The organism is Actinoplanes sp. G11-F43 (assembly GCF_050589265.1).
Classification (GTDB): domain Bacteria; phylum Actinomycetota; class Actinomycetes; order Mycobacteriales; family Micromonosporaceae; genus Actinoplanes.
Genome location: NZ_JBNZCE010000004.1, coordinates 218,117 through 234,086, shown reverse-complemented (window position 1 = coordinate 234,086; position 15,970 = coordinate 218,117). Strand labels below are relative to the sequence as shown.

13 protein-coding genes are annotated in these 15,970 nt (G+C 70.4%); 5 read left to right on the top strand and 8 right to left on the bottom strand.

What is annotated here, in order from left to right; all coding sequences use genetic code 11:
- Nucleotides 1-43: 43 nt before the first annotated feature.
- Both ACQ0O7_RS04925 and ACQ0O7_RS04920 read right to left on the bottom strand, forming a co-directional pair.
- Nucleotides 44-712, bottom strand: a complete 669-nt coding sequence (locus ACQ0O7_RS04925; RefSeq protein WP_430780529.1) for a response regulator — start codon at nt 710-712, stop codon at nt 44-46.
- Nucleotides 709-1,968, bottom strand: a complete 1,260-nt coding sequence (locus ACQ0O7_RS04920; RefSeq protein ID WP_430780528.1) for a PspC domain-containing protein — start codon at nt 1,966-1,968, stop codon at nt 709-711. The genes ACQ0O7_RS04925 and ACQ0O7_RS04920 overlap by 4 nt, the downstream gene beginning before the upstream one ends.
- Before the next feature lie 132 nt (nt 1,969-2,100).
- On the opposite strand from ACQ0O7_RS04920, the gene ACQ0O7_RS04915 reads away from it, so the two are divergent.
- From ACQ0O7_RS04915 to ACQ0O7_RS04905, 3 genes are all read left to right on the top strand, one after another.
- A complete protein-coding gene (locus ACQ0O7_RS04915) occupies nt 2,101-3,510 on the top strand; it encodes a PspC domain-containing protein (protein ID WP_430780526.1) in 1,410 nt (469 codons plus the stop codon).
- A complete protein-coding gene (locus ACQ0O7_RS04910; RefSeq protein ID WP_430780525.1) occupies nt 3,507-3,851 on the top strand; it encodes a phage holin family protein in 345 nt (114 codons plus the stop codon). The genes ACQ0O7_RS04915 and ACQ0O7_RS04910 overlap by 4 nt, the downstream gene beginning before the upstream one ends.
- A gap of 61 nt (nt 3,852-3,912) precedes the next feature.
- The gene (locus ACQ0O7_RS04905) at nt 3,913-5,160 is read left to right on the top strand and encodes a phosphatidylserine decarboxylase (RefSeq protein WP_430780524.1); all 1,248 of its coding nucleotides are present in this window, start codon (nt 3,913-3,915) and stop codon (nt 5,158-5,160) included.
- 153 nt (nt 5,161-5,313) lie between these two features.
- On the opposite strand, the gene ACQ0O7_RS04900 is transcribed toward ACQ0O7_RS04905, so the two are convergent.
- The 5 genes from ACQ0O7_RS04900 to ACQ0O7_RS04880 all read right to left on the bottom strand — a co-directional run bounded on the left by ACQ0O7_RS04900 (nt 5,314) and on the right by ACQ0O7_RS04880 (nt 11,800).
- Nucleotides 5,314-6,279, bottom strand: a complete 966-nt coding sequence (locus ACQ0O7_RS04900) for a CDP-alcohol phosphatidyltransferase family protein (protein ID WP_430780523.1) — start codon at nt 6,277-6,279, stop codon at nt 5,314-5,316.
- 167 nt (nt 6,280-6,446) lie between these two features.
- Entirely contained in the window at nt 6,447-7,331 is an 885-nt protein-coding gene (locus tag ACQ0O7_RS04895) for an NUDIX domain-containing protein (RefSeq protein WP_430780522.1), read from the bottom strand.
- Between the two features lie 5 nt (nt 7,332-7,336).
- Complete coding sequence (locus ACQ0O7_RS04890; RefSeq protein WP_430780521.1) at nt 7,337-8,284, bottom strand: NUDIX domain-containing protein; 948 nt, start codon at nt 8,282-8,284, stop codon at nt 7,337-7,339.
- A gap of 130 nt (nt 8,285-8,414) precedes the next feature.
- The gene (guaA, locus tag ACQ0O7_RS04885; RefSeq protein WP_430780520.1) at nt 8,415-9,962 is read right to left on the bottom strand and encodes a glutamine-hydrolyzing GMP synthase; all 1,548 of its coding nucleotides are present in this window, start codon (nt 9,960-9,962) and stop codon (nt 8,415-8,417) included.
- Nucleotides 9,963-10,000: 38 nt separating this feature from the next.
- Nucleotides 10,001-11,800, bottom strand: a complete 1,800-nt coding sequence (locus ACQ0O7_RS04880; protein WP_430780519.1) for a S8 family serine peptidase — start codon at nt 11,798-11,800, stop codon at nt 10,001-10,003.
- A gap of 153 nt (nt 11,801-11,953) precedes the next feature.
- On the opposite strand from ACQ0O7_RS04880, the gene ACQ0O7_RS04875 reads away from it, so the two are divergent.
- Together ACQ0O7_RS04875 and ACQ0O7_RS04870 are read left to right on the top strand one after the other, a co-directional pair.
- Nucleotides 11,954-13,039, top strand: a complete 1,086-nt coding sequence (locus tag ACQ0O7_RS04875; RefSeq protein WP_430780518.1) for an LCP family protein — start codon at nt 11,954-11,956, stop codon at nt 13,037-13,039.
- Nucleotides 13,040-13,048: 9 nt separating this feature from the next.
- A complete protein-coding gene (locus tag ACQ0O7_RS04870; protein WP_430780517.1) occupies nt 13,049-14,443 on the top strand; it encodes a M1 family metallopeptidase in 1,395 nt (464 codons plus the stop codon).
- Between the two features lie 403 nt (nt 14,444-14,846).
- Here ACQ0O7_RS04870 and ACQ0O7_RS04865 read toward each other — a convergent pair whose 3' ends face one another.
- Entirely contained in the window at nt 14,847-15,965 is a 1,119-nt protein-coding gene (locus ACQ0O7_RS04865) for a GuaB3 family IMP dehydrogenase-related protein (RefSeq protein WP_430780516.1), read from the bottom strand.
- Nucleotides 15,966-15,970 lie beyond the last annotated feature (5 nt).

The following is a 15,970-nucleotide window of genomic DNA, read 5'->3' as shown; positions in this document are numbered from 1 at the left end:
GCGCAGCCTAGCCGAATGGCTCCGATGAGCAACCGTTGAGGGGTCAGACAAGGCGCCGATCGGCCGCCCAGCGTGACAGTTCGTAACGGTTACTCATCTGCAATTTACGCAGCACATTGGAGACGTGCGTCTCAACGGTTTTGATGGAGATGTAGAGCTCTTTAGCGATCTCCTTGTATGCATAACCCCGCGCCAGCAGCCGCAGCACCTCACGTTCGCGGTTGGTGAGCTGGTCCAGCTCGGGGTCCGCGACCGGCACATCGGGCCGGGAAGCGAACGCGTCGAGCACGAAACCGGCCAGCCGCGGGCTGAACACCGCGTCGCCGTCGGCCACTCTGCGCACCGCTTTGGCCAGCTCGTCCGGCGAGATCGTCTTCGTCACATAGCCACGGGCCCCGGCCCGGATGAGACCGATCACATCCTCCGCGGCATCCGACACCGACAGGGCCAGGAACCGCACCTGCGGGTGGGTGCGGCGCACCGACTCCAGCACCGCACGGCCACCGCCGTCGGGCATGTGCACGTCGAGCAGGACCACATCCGGCTGGATCGCGCCGATCCGGCTGATCGCCTCGCTCACCGTGCTCGCCTCCCCCACCACGTCGACGTGGGCACCCAGCTCCGCACGCACTCCGGCGCGGAACATCGCGTGGTCGTCGACCAGGAAGACGTTCAGTCGCCGGGCCTCCGGCTCGATCACGGGCTCGGTCATCGCACTGACTCCTTACCAGCGGTCACGCTCTCCCTCATCACGGGAAGCATGAGCCGCACCTCCGTACCGTCTCCGGGGGCACTCCGGATCTCGGCGCGCCCTCCGTGGCGCTGCATCCGCCCGATGATCGACCCCCGGACCCCGTGGCGGGTCTCCGCCACGCCGCCGAGATCGAAGCCCGCGCCCCGATCCCGGACGAACACGCTCAGCTCATCCTCCTCCACCTCGGCATAGAGCGAAACCGTCTGCACCCCGGCATGCCTGGCCGCGTTCACCAGAGCCTCGCGGGCCGCCGCCACCAGCGCCGCCACCTTCTCGTCGCACTGGGTGTCGCCGACCACCACCGTCTCCACGGTGATCGCGTAGGTGTCCTCCACCTCGGCCGCGGCCTGCTCCAGCGCGGCGGCGAACCGCTCGGCCGGCGAGGCGGTCGGCCGGTAGAGCCAGTTGCGCAGGCTGCGCTCCTGCCCCCGGGCCAGCCGCTGCACCTCCTTGATGTCGGTGGAGTTGCGCTGGATCAGGGCCAGGGTGTGCAGCACCTGGTCGTGGATCATCGCGGCCAGCTCGGCCCGCTCCTGCTCCCGGATCCGGCCCTCGCGCTCGGCCCGCAGCTGGCCGAACGTGCGCCAGACCAGCGGGGCGACCACCACACCGACGCCGAGCAGACCGACGAAGGCGAAGATCACACCGTTGAACACCGCGCCGATCGACTCGGACGGCGAGTAGACCGCGACCACCCCGATGATCCCGACCGCGACCAGGATGCCGCCGCCGATGAACCGGAACAGGAAGGAGCGCCTGTCGTTCTCCGACACCATCGCGGTGAACCAGGGGGTGGCCGCCAGATTCTCCGAGCGCAGGTCGCGGCGGCTCGGGTCGGACTGGTGCCAGATCACGCCGGCGCCGACCGCGATCACCGCGATCATCCAGCCGGCCGTGGTGGCCACCTGGTCCTCGAAGACCAGGGCCTGCAACAGGATCACGCCCATGCCGATCGCCGCGAACGGCAGCAGGGCGCCGATGTCACGGCGGGGCGCCTCCTCGTCGGCGCGCGCCTCCTGCGGCAGCACCGCCCAGTAGGCGGCGTAGAGCAGCAGGCCGAGGGCGTTGAAGCCGAGCAGGACGACGAGCGTGATGCGCACGGCCAGCACCGGGATGCCGAGATGGCGCGCCAGCCCGGTCGCGACTCCGGCGACGATGCGCTGGTCGCGGGGCCGGTAGAGCCGGCGCGGTGGGTTCACGGCAGTGGTGGTCACCCTCCGATCGTCACACGTGAGCCGGGCTCGGGCCACGGGGATGTTCCCCGGTCTAGCGGCCCTATTTCTCAGGGTGGCCTCAGGGTCGGTTCCGGAAGCGGCTCGGGTGGCGGCGCGAGCAGGATCGAAAGCATGAACGACGAAGCGTCCGGTGCCGGTCCCGCGAAGGGCGACCAGGCACCTTCCGACCAGCCCGGCGGCTTTCCGCCCGGCTCCAACGTGCCGCCCTGGGTGTCCGCGGCCTCGGCGGCCTGGGCCCGTCAGCAACTGGTCCGCCCTCATCAGGGGCGCTATGTGGCCGGTGTCTGCGGCGCCGTCGCCCGGGCCACCAACACCGACCCGGTGCTCTGGCGGGTTCTGCTCGCCGTGCTCGGTGTCCTCGGCGGCGCCGGGGTCCTGCTCTATCTGATCGGCTGGCTGATCATCCCGTCCGAGGGTGACACCGCATCCCCGATCGAGTCCCTGCTCGGCAAGGGCCAGTCCGGGATGGCACCGCTCTCGGTGGTGCTGCTCGGCAGTGGCGCCCTGCTGACTTTCGCCTTCATCGTCAACTCCGGCGCCCGGGCCAGCATGCTCGCCGCGGTCGTGGTCCTCGGGGCGTTCCTGCTGATCAAGCGGGGTGGTGCGGTGTCCTTCCCGGGCTCGGCGCCACAGCCGCCACCCGCGCCACCCGCGCCGCCCGGTCCCGCACCGGGCCCGGCCGCCCCGGCGGAGCCGACCGTGCCGTTCGCGGCGGCGCCCGCGTCCGCACCGGCCGGTGCGCCGGCGACGCCACCTCCGGCGTACACCCCGCCGCCCGCGTACACACCTCCGGCGTACACCCCGCCACCTCCGGCGGCCCCGCCCACCGGTGGTTTCCGCCCGCCGTTCGCACCGCACGGCCCGTTCGCCGGCCCGCCACCGCCGCCACCCGCGCCGACGGCCCCGCCGAAGGCGCCGAAACCGCCGAAGGAGCGCTCCATCCTGGGCCGGCTGACCTTCTTCGCGGTCGTCATGGTGACCGGCCTGATCGCCGCGGTCGACATGAGCGGTGTCGACGTCAGCATCTCGGCCTACTTCGCCGCCGCCCTGGTCACCACCGCGCTCGGCCTGATCGTCGGCACCTGGTTCGGCCGGGCCCGGGGCCTGATCGCGCTGGCCCTGGTGCTCAGCTTCGCCCTCGGCGTCTCGTCCGGGCTGGAGCGGTTCGGCCAGGACTGGACGCCCAGCGTCTACCGCCCGGCCGCGATCACCGCCGTCGCCGATCAGTACGACTTCAACGTCGGCAACGTCACGCTGGACCTGCGCGCCGTCGACTTCACCGGCCAGAGCCAGACCATCGGCATCGGCATGAAACTCGGCCAGCTGAGGGTGCTGCTGCCCGACGCGGTCGACACCACGGTCACCGCCGGTGTCGACGGCGGCCGGATGGTCCTCTTCAACGAGGAGTTCAACGACAGCGCCCTGCACGAGGTGACCAACGCCGGCTCGCAGGGCACCAACGACGGCACGCTCGTGCTCGACATCCGGATGGAAGCCGGGAACCTGGAGGTGATCCGATGAAGCCGCACCGCATGGACGGAGTCTCCCTCAGCTTCGGCCTGATCTTCCTGCTGATCGCCTTCTGGTGGGCGCTCTCCCAGGTGATCACCCTCCAGCTCCCGGCGGTGGGCTGGATCGTGGCCGGCGGACTGATCTTCTTCGGCGTGGCCGGCCTGCTCGGGGCGATCCGCTCCGGCCGGCGCGAGGTGCCGTCCGCACCGGTCCCGGCCGCCGCCACCGTCGAGACGCCCGGTGATCTCCCGCCGGAGATGCACGCCTCGATCGTCAAGGAGCTGCTGGACGACCCGTCCGAGAAGTTCACCCGCGAGCATCCCGCCACGGACCGCCCGGCCGGGCACTGAGCGGACCTGTTTGCCCCGCCCACGGGAACGACTCCGGTGGGCGGGGCAATATGCTCGACGGATGACCGCGTTTCCGAGTGTTTCCGTCGCGCCCGTCCCCGGCGTGGGTGCCCGGGCCGCCCGCGCCCTGACCGCCGAGTTCGCCCGGCAGAACGCGGCGACGTCCGCTCTGCTGGTCAGCGCCGACCACGCCTCGGCCGTGGTGGCCGCCGCCGTCGAGGCGCTGCTCCCCGGCGACACCCTCACCCTGGTGCCGGGTGTCAACAGCAGCAGCGACCTGCTCCGTGGGCACATCACCGGCCTGGGCAGCTGGGTCGCCGACCGGGTGAAGGTCGTCGAGTCCCTCGACGAGGCCCAGCCCGCCGACGTGCTGATCGTGGGCGAGCCCCTGACCGGCACCGCCGACGAGGCCCGCACCCTGATCGAGCGCCTCTCCAAATATCTGGCCGACGGCGCCGTGCTCTCCATCGCCGTTCCGGCCGGCCCCGGCCGCACCCAGGGCGCCGCCGCCGAGCTGTTCCGGCAGGGCGCCCTCTTCGGTGTCGGCTCCGACCTGGTGGTCCGCAACCAGCCGCCGCTGCGGGTGCACAAGCTGCGCTTCAGCCCCGCCGAGGTGTCCACCACCGCCGCGCTCGCCCCGGCGTTCCGGACGTCCAGCGTGCCGCTGACCCGCAGCATGCACATCGACTCCAACGGGGTGGCCGCCGCCGGCATCGCGCTCGGCCTGGCCGTCCTGGCCCGCCGCGCCCGGCCGAAGTCGAAGCTGTGGCTGCTGCCCGCGCTCGCCGCCGCACCGGTCGCCGCGTTCTTCCGCGACCCGGAGCGCGACGTCCCCGGCGACCCGTCGGCCATCATCGCCGCCGCCGACGGCAAGGTCCTGTCCGTCGAGCGGCTGCGCGACGAGCGCTTCGGTGACGGCGAGTTCCTGCGCATCGCCGTCTTCCTGTCCGTTTTCGACGTGCACGTCAACCGCGCGCCGGTGGCCGGCCGGGTCGCCGACTACTTCGTCGAGGAGGGCGGCTACGCCAACGCGGCGACCGCCGCCGCCGAACACAACGTCGCCGCGTACACGCTGCTCGACACCGAGCACGGCACGGTCGTGGTGGCCCAGCGCACCGGCCTGATCGCCCGCCGGATCGTGCAGCGGGCCCCCGTCGGCACCCTGCTGGCCAAGGGCGAGCGCTACGGCCTGATCCGCTTCGGCTCCCGCACCGACGTCTACCTCCCCGCTGACAAGGCGGAGGCCCTGGTCAGCGTCGACGAGCGGGTGGTCGGCGGCGCCACGGTCATCGCCCGCTGGAAGAACTGACCGATTCTGTACGGGTAGGGAAAGCGCCGTGGCTACCCCGCGGCGTTTCCCTGCCCGAGGCCGACTCGCGGCCGCCGGGCCGAAGGCGGTGGCCGGCGATCGACAGCGAAAGGCCGCCTCCCAGCGGGGAGACGGCCTTTTGTGCTGTGTGGGTCAGGCGGTGGTGCGGCGGGCCCGCATCCATAGGATCGGGCCGCTGGCCAGGTAGGTCGCGACGATCAGGACGAACGTCATGCGGGGCTGGATCAGGGCGCCGACGATCGGGAGCAGCCACAGCCACAGCGGCAGTTTCATCAGGCGGGCGAGCTTCGCGTACGGGAAGCTGGACACCATCGCGAAAGCGAGCAGCGTCACACCGGCGAGCTGGACCATGCCGGGCAGGGGCAGGCCGATCAGCACCGTCAGGGCGAGGACCGCGGCGGCCATCGTGGTGGGGACGCCGCAGAAGAAGCGGCCGTCCTTCGGTGAGACGTTGAAGCGGGCCAGGCGGATCGCGGCACAGCCGGCGACCAGCGCGGTGGCGATCGCGGCGGCGGCCTGCGGCACCTCGCTGGCGAGGGACGCGTAGACGACCACCGGGGCGGCCAGGCCGAACGAGCACATGTCGGCGAGCGAGTCCATCTGCGCGCCGAACGGGCTGGCGACACCCAGCTTGCGGGCCAGCGCGCCGTCCAGGCCGTCGAAGACGACGCAGGCGACCAGGCAGGCGGCGGCGAGCTGGACCTGGCCGTCCATCGCCAGGAAGATCGCCAGCAGGCCGAGGGCCAGGCTGGACAGGGTGCAGGCGTTGACCAGCGCGAAACTCGCACGGCGGGACATGGTGTGCTCACCGGGCAGCAGGGGGATGGAAGCCGCGGCCGGCTCCGTGTCGACGACCGAGTCGGCCGGAACCCCGGGCGCGGGGATCGTCACGGCCCGCACCGGGTCGGAGCCGACGTGCAGCACCTCGGCGCGGGTCGCGGTGGCGGCCCGTCCGGTCTCTGCGGAGCGGCGGCCCACCCGAACCATCAGGGCTTGCCGCGCGAGAGTCCCGCCGCGGCGTAGCCGGCCTGCCCAACGACGCCCGGCGGGACGGGGACTATCCGTCGATCGACGCCGGCGCCAAGGGGTACTCGGCACGTGCTTCCTCCATGGAGCTCGGTTGTTCCGCCTGGATAACGATCCCGGCGAAATTGCGGACTACACCATCGCACAGCCGGACGGCCTTGGCGAGAGGGCGGACGGTCCCGAAGTGCCACTACGTGGGGCCGCCCGAGGGACGGGCCCTCGGCCTTCCGTCCCCGATTTTAGCCCGCGTGGACCAGCGCATCCCGCGCCAGTTCAGTGAGAGGCAGGTTGCGGGCTTCCTCGGGGGTGAACCAGGCGGCTTGCGCGGTGGAACCGCCGGCCGACTCTGTGACCGCCGCGGCGACCGGGTCCTCCACTGTTACCCGGTATACGACGCGAATCACATGCCAGTCCATCGGAACTCCTTCGGGTCCGAGGGCGGCCGGGTCGTAGCGGTGCGAGACGCCGATCAGCCCGGTGATCCGGCCCCGCTGCGACGTCTCCTCGTGGAGTTCCCGTGCCAGCGCGCGTTCCGGGGTCTCGCCGAAGTCGGTCCCGCCGCCGGCCAGGTGCCACTGCCCGGCACCCGGGTAGCCGTCCGCGATCAGGGTCAGCAGGATTCGGCCGGCCGGGTCGGTGGCCAGCGCGTACGCTCCGAAGCGCTGCACCTTCTCGGCCCGGTCGAGGACACCGAAGGGGCCCTGGAACTCGGTGGTGTCGAACCGGACGCCGAGGACGCCGGCCACGAACGGCAGCAGCGGGCGCGACGACGGGTCGGCGACCCACTCGACGAGGTCGCTCGTGCCGACGGCTTCGGGCCGCAGCGTGCCGCCGGTCACCTCGACGTCGTAGATGATGCGGTCGGTGTGCTCGATCGAGTCGTCGGGCAGCCGGGCCAGGTCAGCGAGGACCGCCCGGACACCGGTGATCCGCACGTCGAGGCCGGTCTCCTCGACGAACTCCCGGACGACGGTGTCATCCGGGTGCTCGCCCTGGTCGATGCCACCGCCGGGCAGTGACCACACCCCGGGGAAGGCGCAGGCCTCCGAACCCCGGGTGAGCAGGACACTGCCGTCGGCGGAGCGGCACACGCCGTACGCGGCGGCCCGTCTTCTGATCCTCACCGCGCCTAGATTAGCTTCGCCGCCCGCAGCGCATCGGCGGTCACCTCGGTGAGCTGCTCGCCGGCCAGCTCGGCGACCTCCTTGAGCGGCATCCACCGGGCCTCGCAGGTGGAGCCGCCGACATCGTGGATGATCACTTCAGTCGGCTTGTCCACCACGACCCGGTAGAAGGCCCGCACGCCGTGCCAGTCGATCGGGTAGCCCTCGGGGCCGAGTGAGGCGGCGTCCCGGTGGCTGGCCACGCCGAGCAGTTCGACGAGGTGGCCCTCCTGTCCGGTCTCCTCGACGAGTTCGCGGATGAGCGCGGTGCCGGGCTGTTCGCCGTAGTCGGTGCCGCCGCCGGGCAGGTGCCAGCAGCCGGCTCCGGGGTAGCCCTCGGAGATCCGGGTGAGGAGCAGATTGTCGTACGGGTCGGTGGCGATCGCGTACGCCGCGAACCGCTGTGCCCGGTGCAGCCCGTCCGGCCCCTCGTAGGCGTAGAACGACGGGAAGACCGGGGCCTCCTCGGGCCGCAGGTCGCCGGCGTTGTCGGAGAGTCCGAGTGCGGCCGCGGTGAACGGGCGCAGCTTGAGTTTCTCGGCCTCTTCCAGGGTGTGCCATCGGGCCAGGTCGGTGGGCCGGCCGACCCGGTCGACCAGGTTGCCACCGCGCACCGACACGGCGTAGATCAGCCGGTCGGTGTGGATGGTGACGCCTCGGTGCGGCATGGACCGCATGTCGGCGAGGACGTCGTGCAGCCCGGTGACGGCGACGGAGAGCCCGGTCTCCGCCGCGGTCTCGCGGACGACGGTGTGGTTGGGATCTTCGCCGTGATCGACGGCGCCGCCGGGCAGCGACCAGACTCCGGGAGTGCCGGATTTGGACGATGCCCGGACCAGGAGGACGCGGCCTTCGCCGTCACGGGCGACGGCGTAGGCGGCGATCCTGCGGAGCGGTTCCAGTGCGGGGGTCACGGGCGGCATTCTGCCCGGATTATGTTACCTCTCCAGAACTTCTGTCGGGTTCCTGACAGTAGGATAACGGCCTGTAATCGCAGCTCAGGGCGGGTTACGCCGCCCTGGGCGATTGATCCACTACTGTCCGTCACTCCCACTCGATGGTGCCCGGCGGCTTGCTCGTGACGTCCAGAACCACCCTGTTGATCTCCCGGACCTCGTTGGTGATCCGGTTCGAGATCTTGGCGATCAGGTCGTACGGCAGCCGGGACCAGTCCGCGGTCATGGCGTCCTCGGAGGAGACCGGGCGCAGCACGATCGGGTGCCCGTAGGTCCGCCCGTCGCCCTGCACACCCACGCTGCGCACGTCGGCGAGCAGCACCACCGGGAACTGCCAGACCTCCCGGTCCAGTCCGGAGGCGGCCAGTTCCTCGCGGGCGATCAGGTCGGCGGCGCGCAGGATGTCGAGCCGCTCCCGGTCGACCGCGCCGATGATCCGGATCGCCAGGCCGGGGCCGGGGAACGGGTGCCGCTGCACGATCTCGTCGGGCAGGCCCAGCTCCTTGCCGATCGCCCGGACCTCGTCCTTGAACAGGGTGCGCAGCGGCTCGATGAGCGAGAACTGGAGGTCGTCGGGCAGACCGCCGACGTTGTGGTGCGACTTGATGTTGGCGGTGCCGGTGCCGCCACCGGACTCGACCACGTCGGGGTAGAGCGTGCCCTGCACCAGGAACTCGATGTGCCGCTCGGCGTCCAGCTCACGGGCGGCCTCTTCGAACGTCCGGATGAACTCCCGCCCGATGATCTTGCGCTTCTGCTCCGGGTCGGTGACACCGGCCAGATGCCCCAGGAACTGTTCTTCCACATTTTTCACGACAAGTCGGACCTGCGTCACGGCGACGTAGTCCTTCTCAACCTGCGTCGCCTCACCCGACCGCAGCAGACCGTGGTCGACGAACACACAGGTCAGCTGGTCACCGATGGCCTTCTGGACCAGAGCCGCGGCGACCGCCGAGTCAACCCCGCCGGACAGGGCGCAGAGGACCTGCTTGTCCCCGACCTGCTCCCGGATGCGCGCGACCTGCTCCTCGATGATGTTGCTCGGGGTCCAGGTGGGTTCGAGGCCGGCGATGTCGTACAGGAAACGCTTCAGCATCTCCTGCCCCTGCTCGGTGTGCGCCACCTCGGGGTGGAACTGCACACCGGCCCGGCGCGAGGTCAGGTCCTCGAACGCGGCGACCGGGGCGCCGGGCGTGGAGGCGGTGACGGCGAACCCGGCGGGAGCGATCGAGACGCTGTCGCCGTGGCTCATCCACACCGGCAGATCGGCGGGCAGGTCCCGGAGCAGGGTGCCGCCGTCGGAGGAGAGCAGGGTCCGGCCGTACTCCCGGGAACCGGTGTGGGCCACCGTGCCACCGAGGGCCTGGGCCATCGCCTGGAAGCCGTAGCAGATGCCGAAGACCGGGACATCGCTGTCGAAGAGCCCGGCGTCGAGCGTGGGCGCACCCGGCTCGTAGACGCTGGAGGGGCCACCGGAGAGGATGATCGCGGCGGGGTTCTTCGCCAGCATCTCGGCCACCGGCATCGAGTGCGGAACGATCTCCGAATAGACACGGGCCTCGCGGACCCGGCGGGCGATCAACTGAGCGTACTGGGCGCCGAAGTCGACGACGAGCACGGGACGCGGGGTACTCACCCGGCGAGTTTACTCACCGGCTGAGTACCCCGGATCGGTCAGGCTCGGTAGTACGTACGGATGGCGGTGTACTTGGAGTTCCCCGCCTTGTCGTACGCCCGGACCCGGACCTTCATCGTCTTCTTCTGGCTCGACACCTTGAAGCTGAGCACGTATGCCGCCTTGGTGTCGGTCGCGACCACCTTGCCGTTCACCAGCAGCTGAACCTTGCTGATGCCGGACGCGTCGGAGGCCTTGGCGTAGACCTTGACGGTGCCCTTGACCTTCTTCTTGTTGGCCGGAGCCTTGGTGATCGACACCGAGGGCGCCTTGGTGTCGGCGACCAGGGTGCGCTTGGGCAGCCAGAGGGCGTTGCCGGCCTTGTCGGTCACCTTGAGCTGGACGGTGATCTTGCCGTTCTTACCGGGCACCTTCAGCGCCGGCGCGAACGGGGCGACGTAGTCCACGTTGTTCCACGCGCCGTTGACGTACAGGTCGACCCGGCCGACGCCGGACCAGTTGTCCTTCAGCCCGCTCGGGGTGACCGTGGCGCCGGTGCGCACCTTCGCGTTGGCCGCCGGGCTGAAGCCGGTGGCGGTCGGCTTGGTGCGGTCGGTGGTCATGGTGAGCGCGGCGGCCGCGTCCACCCGGCCGTACTGGTTCCAGGTGCCGTTCGGGATCGCGGAGTTGGTGATCGCCCGCATCAGCGACCAGCCCTTCCACGACGGGTTCTTGGACGCGAGGAGCGCTGCCGCCCCGGCGACGAGCGGCGAGGAGAAGGACGTGCCCTGCACCTCGTACTCCCAGTACTCGTCGTTCCAGCACGGCGAGGCCGAACTGTCCCAGCAGTACTGGCCCTTGTGGTTCATGCCCGCCGTGATGCCGGGCGCGGCCACGTCGACCCAGCTGCCGTAGTTCGACCAGCTGGTCCGGGCGGTGCCGCCGGTACGGGTGTCGGTGGCGCCGACCGCGAGCACGTCGGCGTACGCCGCCGGGTAGCTCTTGGTGGAGCTGCCGTCGTTTCCGGCCGCGGCCACCACCAGGACGCCGTTGGCGTTGGCGTAGTTGACGGCGTCCCGCAGGACCGCCGACCACTCCGAGCCGCCGAGCGACATGTTGATGATCTTCGCGTTGTTCCGGACCGCCCAGATGATCCCCGAGGCGACCCAGGAGTCGTAGCCGCCGTCCGGTCCCAGCACCTTCACCGGGAGGATCTCGCACTGGGCGCAGACACCGGCGATGCCGGTGCTGTTGTGCTTGGCCGCGATCAGCGAGGACACGATGGTGCCGTGGCCCTCCGGGTCGGACGTGGACTTGACGCCCGACACGAACGACTTGCCGGCCACGACCTTGCCGGCCAGGTCACCGACGGCGTTGACGCCGGTGTCCAGGACCGCGACCCGGATCTTCGCGCTGTTCACGCTGTCCCACGCGGCGGGCACGTTGAGCTGGGCCAGCTCAGGCTGGCGCCCGGCGGTGTAGAACGGGTCGGTCGGCGCCACGTCGAACTTCTTGACCTTCGGGTCGACCTGGACGTACGAGACGTTCGGGTCGAGCTTCAGGGCCGCCGTGACAGCCGCGGCGCGGTCGGCCGGAACCTCGACCGACTTCGCCCGGATCTCACTGAGCAGGTTCTTCGTCAGGGCACTGGCGTCGGACAGTCCGAACCGGCCCAGAGTGGACACTTCGGCGTCAGCCGCCACGCCGGCCCGCAGGCCGACCAGCAGACGGACCGGTGACGCCGTCTTGTTCGCGGCGTTGATCACCGAGGCGTTCGCCGAGACCGCCGCGACACCACCTCCGGCCAGGAGAGCGGTGGCGGACAGACCAACGACGATCCGTCGATGGAGGGATTTCATTCTTGGACATGCCTCCCCGTGGAGCGACGCACCGCGGACCGGTGAATCGCCGGGACAGCGTACCGGCGATCTTAAATCTGGCAATAGACCCGGGCATTGATCGAGATCTGCCGGGCCATTGAGGGTGGACACGATGTCATTTACTGTTCCGCTATGCGGAACAGCAAGATCACTTGGTCGATCGTCGGCGGAACAGCGCTGGCCCTGGTGGCCGGTGTGGGGGTGGCCGTGGCGGTCAGCCGAGGTTCCGGTGAGCCCGCGAGCGCCCCGGCGAGCGCCGCTCCGGCGATCGACGTCACACCCAGCCAGTCGCCCGCACCGCCGCCCGGCGCGGACATCAAAGGGCCACTTGACCTGGTGCTGGTCGGCGTGGACACCCGGGTGAGCATCCCCGGTTACCCACCGCACGCGGACACGATCATGCTGCTGCACGTGGAGGCCGATCTGAAGTCGGCGTACCTCTACTCGCTGCCCCGCGACCTCCGGGTGGAGATGCCCGCGCACAAGCCGGCCGGCTTCAAGGGCGGCCGCCACAAGATCACTGAGGCGATGAGCCGGGGCGCCGCGATTCCCGGATCGCAGAAGAAGGACGTGCAGCAGGGTTACGAACTGCTCACGAAAACTCTCAGTGCGTATACCGGGATCAAGACATTCCAGGGCGGCGCAATTCTCAATTTCGGCGGTTTGGACAAATTGGTCGATCAGCTCGGTGGGATCGACATCACGGTGGACCGGACCGTCAAGTCCCGGCACCGCAAACCGGACGGCTCGATGCGGACCCTCTCCGGCGGGAACTACATCGGGCCGCAGGCCACCTACCAGCCCGGCGAGCGGCACCTGGAGGGCTGGCAGGCGATCGACTACGCGCGCCAGCGGTACGGCCTGCCGAACGGTGACTACGACCGGCAGCGCCACCACCGGCAGCTGGTCGAGGCGATCCTGGACAAGGCGCTGGCGCAGGACATGTCCGACCCGGTCAAGCTCGGCGCGGTGATCAACACGCTCGGGGACACCCTCGTCTACGTCGGCGGGCGTACACCGTTCGAGTACGCGTACGCCCTCCGGGACCTGACCCCGGACGGCATCACCACCGTCGGCCTGCCCGGCGACGGGGTCACCAGCGGCGGCCGCTACCTGGGCGAACAGCTCAAATCGGAGGGCGAGGGCTTCATCAAGGCGGTCGCCGCGGGCACCCACGTGAAGTATCTCGCCGACCACCCCAAACTGGTCGACAAGTAACCTCGGGGCATGAGTCGACGGGCTGGCTGGCTGGTTCTGCTGTTGATGCTGGCCGGGTGTTCGACACCCGAGGAGCAGCCGAAACCGGCGCCGGTGTTCTCGGCCGGCGCCGACGGGGCCGGTGATCCGTACTATCCGAAGTACGGCAACGGCGGCTACGACGTGGCCGGCTACGACCTCGACCTCGACTACGAGCCGTCGTCGAACGAGCTGTCCGGCACCGCCACCATCACCGCCACCGCCACCCAGGACCTGTCCCGGTTCAATCTGGACCTGGCCGGCCTGACCGCCTCAGCGGTGACCGTGGACGGCGCCGCCGCGACGTCGAAGGCCGAGGGAGCCGAGCTGGTGATCACCCCGACCACCGGGATCGTCAACGGGCGCCCGTTCACCGTGGTGGTGACCTACGGCGGCAAACCCGGCCCGACCGAGAACGACACGCTCGGCACCTCCGGCTGGCTCAGCTCCGGCACGGCCGGCGCGATCGCTCTCGGTCAGCCGGAGTCGGCCAGCACCTGGTTCCCGGTCAACGACCACCCGTCCGACAAGGCCACCTTCACGCTGGCGATGAGCGTGCCGGAGGGGGTCGAGGTGCTCAGCAACGGCGTGCCGGGCGCGCACGAGACCAGCGGCGGCCGCACGACCTGGCGCTGGTCGGAGACCTCGCCGATGGCCAGCTACCTGTCCACCGTCGTGATCGGTCAGTACCGGATCACCAGTGGCACCCACGGCGGCCGCCCGATGGTCACCGCGGTCCCCGAGTCGATGCCCGAGGACGGGCCCGCGGCGAAATCCCTGGCCCGCACCGGCGAGATCACCGACTTCCTGGAGACCCAGTTCGGGCCGTACCCGTTCGCCGCCAACGGTGGTGTGGTGGTCGACGACGAGCGGATCCGCTACGCGCTGGAGACCCAGTCCCGGCCGGTCTACGGCAACACGTTCTTCCTGGGCGGGGAGAACACCGGGGTGGTCGCGCACGAACTCGCCCATCAGTGGTTCGGCGACAGCGTGGCGCTGACCCGCTGGCAGGACATCTGGCTCAACGAGGGTTTCGCCACCTACGCCGAGTGGCTCTGGTCCGAACACTCCGGCGAACAGACCGCGCAGGAGATCTTCGACGAGCGGTACCGCGCCTTCAACTGGTCCGAGCCGCCCGGCGACCCGACCCCGCGACGGCTCTTCGGCGAGGCCGTCTACCAGCGCGGCGGCATGACCGTGCACGCGCTGCGCAAGGAGATCGGCGACGAGGCGTTCTTCAAACTGGTCAAGGGCTGGACCGCCGAGCACCGGGACGGCAACGTGACCACCGCGCAGTTCATCACCGCCGCGAACACCGCCGCCGGACGGTCCCTGGACGGCTTCTTCGAGGCGTGGCTCAACGGCACGTCAAGACCGAAGATTTAGTACGTTCCACCAGAAAACGCCACCGCCTCGTCCCCGCGACGCAGGCGGCACACCGGACCGCCCGGCGCCCGCCGGGCAAATGCGGCCCCCCAAACCCGCGTGCCGCACTGCGGTCCGATCCGAACCGCGCCGCGGCACACCCAAAACCACGTGCCACACTCCGGTCCGTTTCGGACCGCGTTGCGGCACAACCGAGACCGCGTGCCACACTCCGGCCCGAAACGAACCGCGTTGCGGCACAACCGAGACCGCGTGCCGCACTCCGGTCCGTTTCGGACCGCGTCGCGGCACAACCGAGACCGCGTGCCGCGTTGCGGTCCGAAACGGACCGCGTTGCGGCACACAGAGCAGCGTGGTGACTTGCGGCGCGGAGCGCACCGCTTGTCACCACGCTGGAAGTGGGTCAGTGGTCGAGGACCAGCGAGACCTTCTGGAACTCCTTGACGTCACGGTAGCCGCACTTGGCCATCGCGCGCTTCAGGCCACCGAACAGGTTGAGCTGGCCGTTCGCGCTGTTCGCCGGGCCGTACAGCACCTCTTCCAGGGTGCCGTCCGGCTCACCGGCGATGCAGAAGCCACCACGCGGCAGGGCCGGGTGCGACGCCGCCGAATGCCACCAGGCGCCGCCCGCGGGCGCGCCCTCGGCCAGCGACAGCGGCTCGCCGAGCATCACCGCGTCGGCGCCGCAGGCGATCGCCTTGGCGATGTCCCCGGAGGTGGCGATGCCGCCGTCGGCGATCAGGTGCACGTAGCGGCCACCGGTCTCGTCCAGGTAGTCACGGCGGGCGGCCGCGGCGTCGGCGATCGCGGTGGCCATCGGCACCCGGATGCCGAGGACGGTGTCGGTGGTGGACCACTCGTCGGCGCCGACCCCGACGATCACGCCGGCCGCGCCGGTGCGCATCAGGTGCAGGGCCGTCTTGTAGTCGGTGCAGCCGCCGACGATCACCGGCAGGTCCAGGTCGGCGATGAACTCCTTGAGGTTCAGCGGCTCGTCCGTGGTGGACACGTGCTCCGCCGAGACCAGGGTGCCCTGGATGACCAGCAGGTCCACACCGGCGTCGAGCACCACCGGGGCGAGCGCCAGGGTGTGCTGCGGCGACACCCGGACCGCTGTGGTCACGCCGGACGCGCGGATCTGGCGGACCCGCTCGGCGATCAGCTCCGGCTTGATCGGCTCGGCGTAGACCTCCTGGAGACGCTTGGTGGCGTCGGCGTCCTCGTCCAGCGAGGCCAGCTCTTCGAGGATCTTGGTGGGGTCCTCGTAGCGGGTCCAGAGCCCCTCCGCGTTCAGTATCCCCAGGCCACCGAGGCGGCCCAGGGCGATCACCGACTCGGGGCTCTGGGTGGCGTCCGACGGGTGCGCGACACAGGGGATCTTGAAGGGGTACGCGTCGAGCTTCCACTCGGTCGACACGTCGTCCACGTCGCGGGTGCGACGGCTCGGAACGATGGCGATGTCGTCCAGGTGGTAGCCGCGCTGGGCGGTCTTGCCGAGGCCGATCTCCACTACGTCACGCATGTCTG

What these genes read in the sequence shown, in the direction of transcription:
- ACQ0O7_RS04865 (WP_430780516.1), bottom strand. Translation starts at nt 15,965, where the DNA reads ATGCGTGACGTAGTGGAGATCGGCCTCGGCAAGACCGCCCAGCGCGGC.
- ACQ0O7_RS04910 (WP_430780525.1), top strand. Translation starts at nt 3,507, where the DNA reads ATGAAGCCGCACCGCATGGACGGAGTCTCCCTCAGCTTCGGCCTGATC.
- ACQ0O7_RS04905 (WP_430780524.1), top strand. Translation starts at nt 3,913, where the DNA reads ATGACCGCGTTTCCGAGTGTTTCCGTCGCGCCCGTCCCCGGCGTGGGT.
- ACQ0O7_RS04915 (WP_430780526.1), top strand. Translation starts at nt 2,101, where the DNA reads ATGAACGACGAAGCGTCCGGTGCCGGTCCCGCGAAGGGCGACCAGGCA.
- ACQ0O7_RS04875 (WP_430780518.1), top strand. Translation starts at nt 11,954, where the DNA reads ATGCGGAACAGCAAGATCACTTGGTCGATCGTCGGCGGAACAGCGCTG.
- ACQ0O7_RS04880 (WP_430780519.1), bottom strand. Translation starts at nt 11,800, where the DNA reads ATGAAATCCCTCCATCGACGGATCGTCGTTGGTCTGTCCGCCACCGCT.
- ACQ0O7_RS04870 (WP_430780517.1), top strand. Translation starts at nt 13,049, where the DNA reads ATGAGTCGACGGGCTGGCTGGCTGGTTCTGCTGTTGATGCTGGCCGGG.
- ACQ0O7_RS04925 (WP_430780529.1), bottom strand. Translation starts at nt 712, where the DNA reads ATGACCGAGCCCGTGATCGAGCCGGAGGCCCGGCGACTGAACGTCTTC.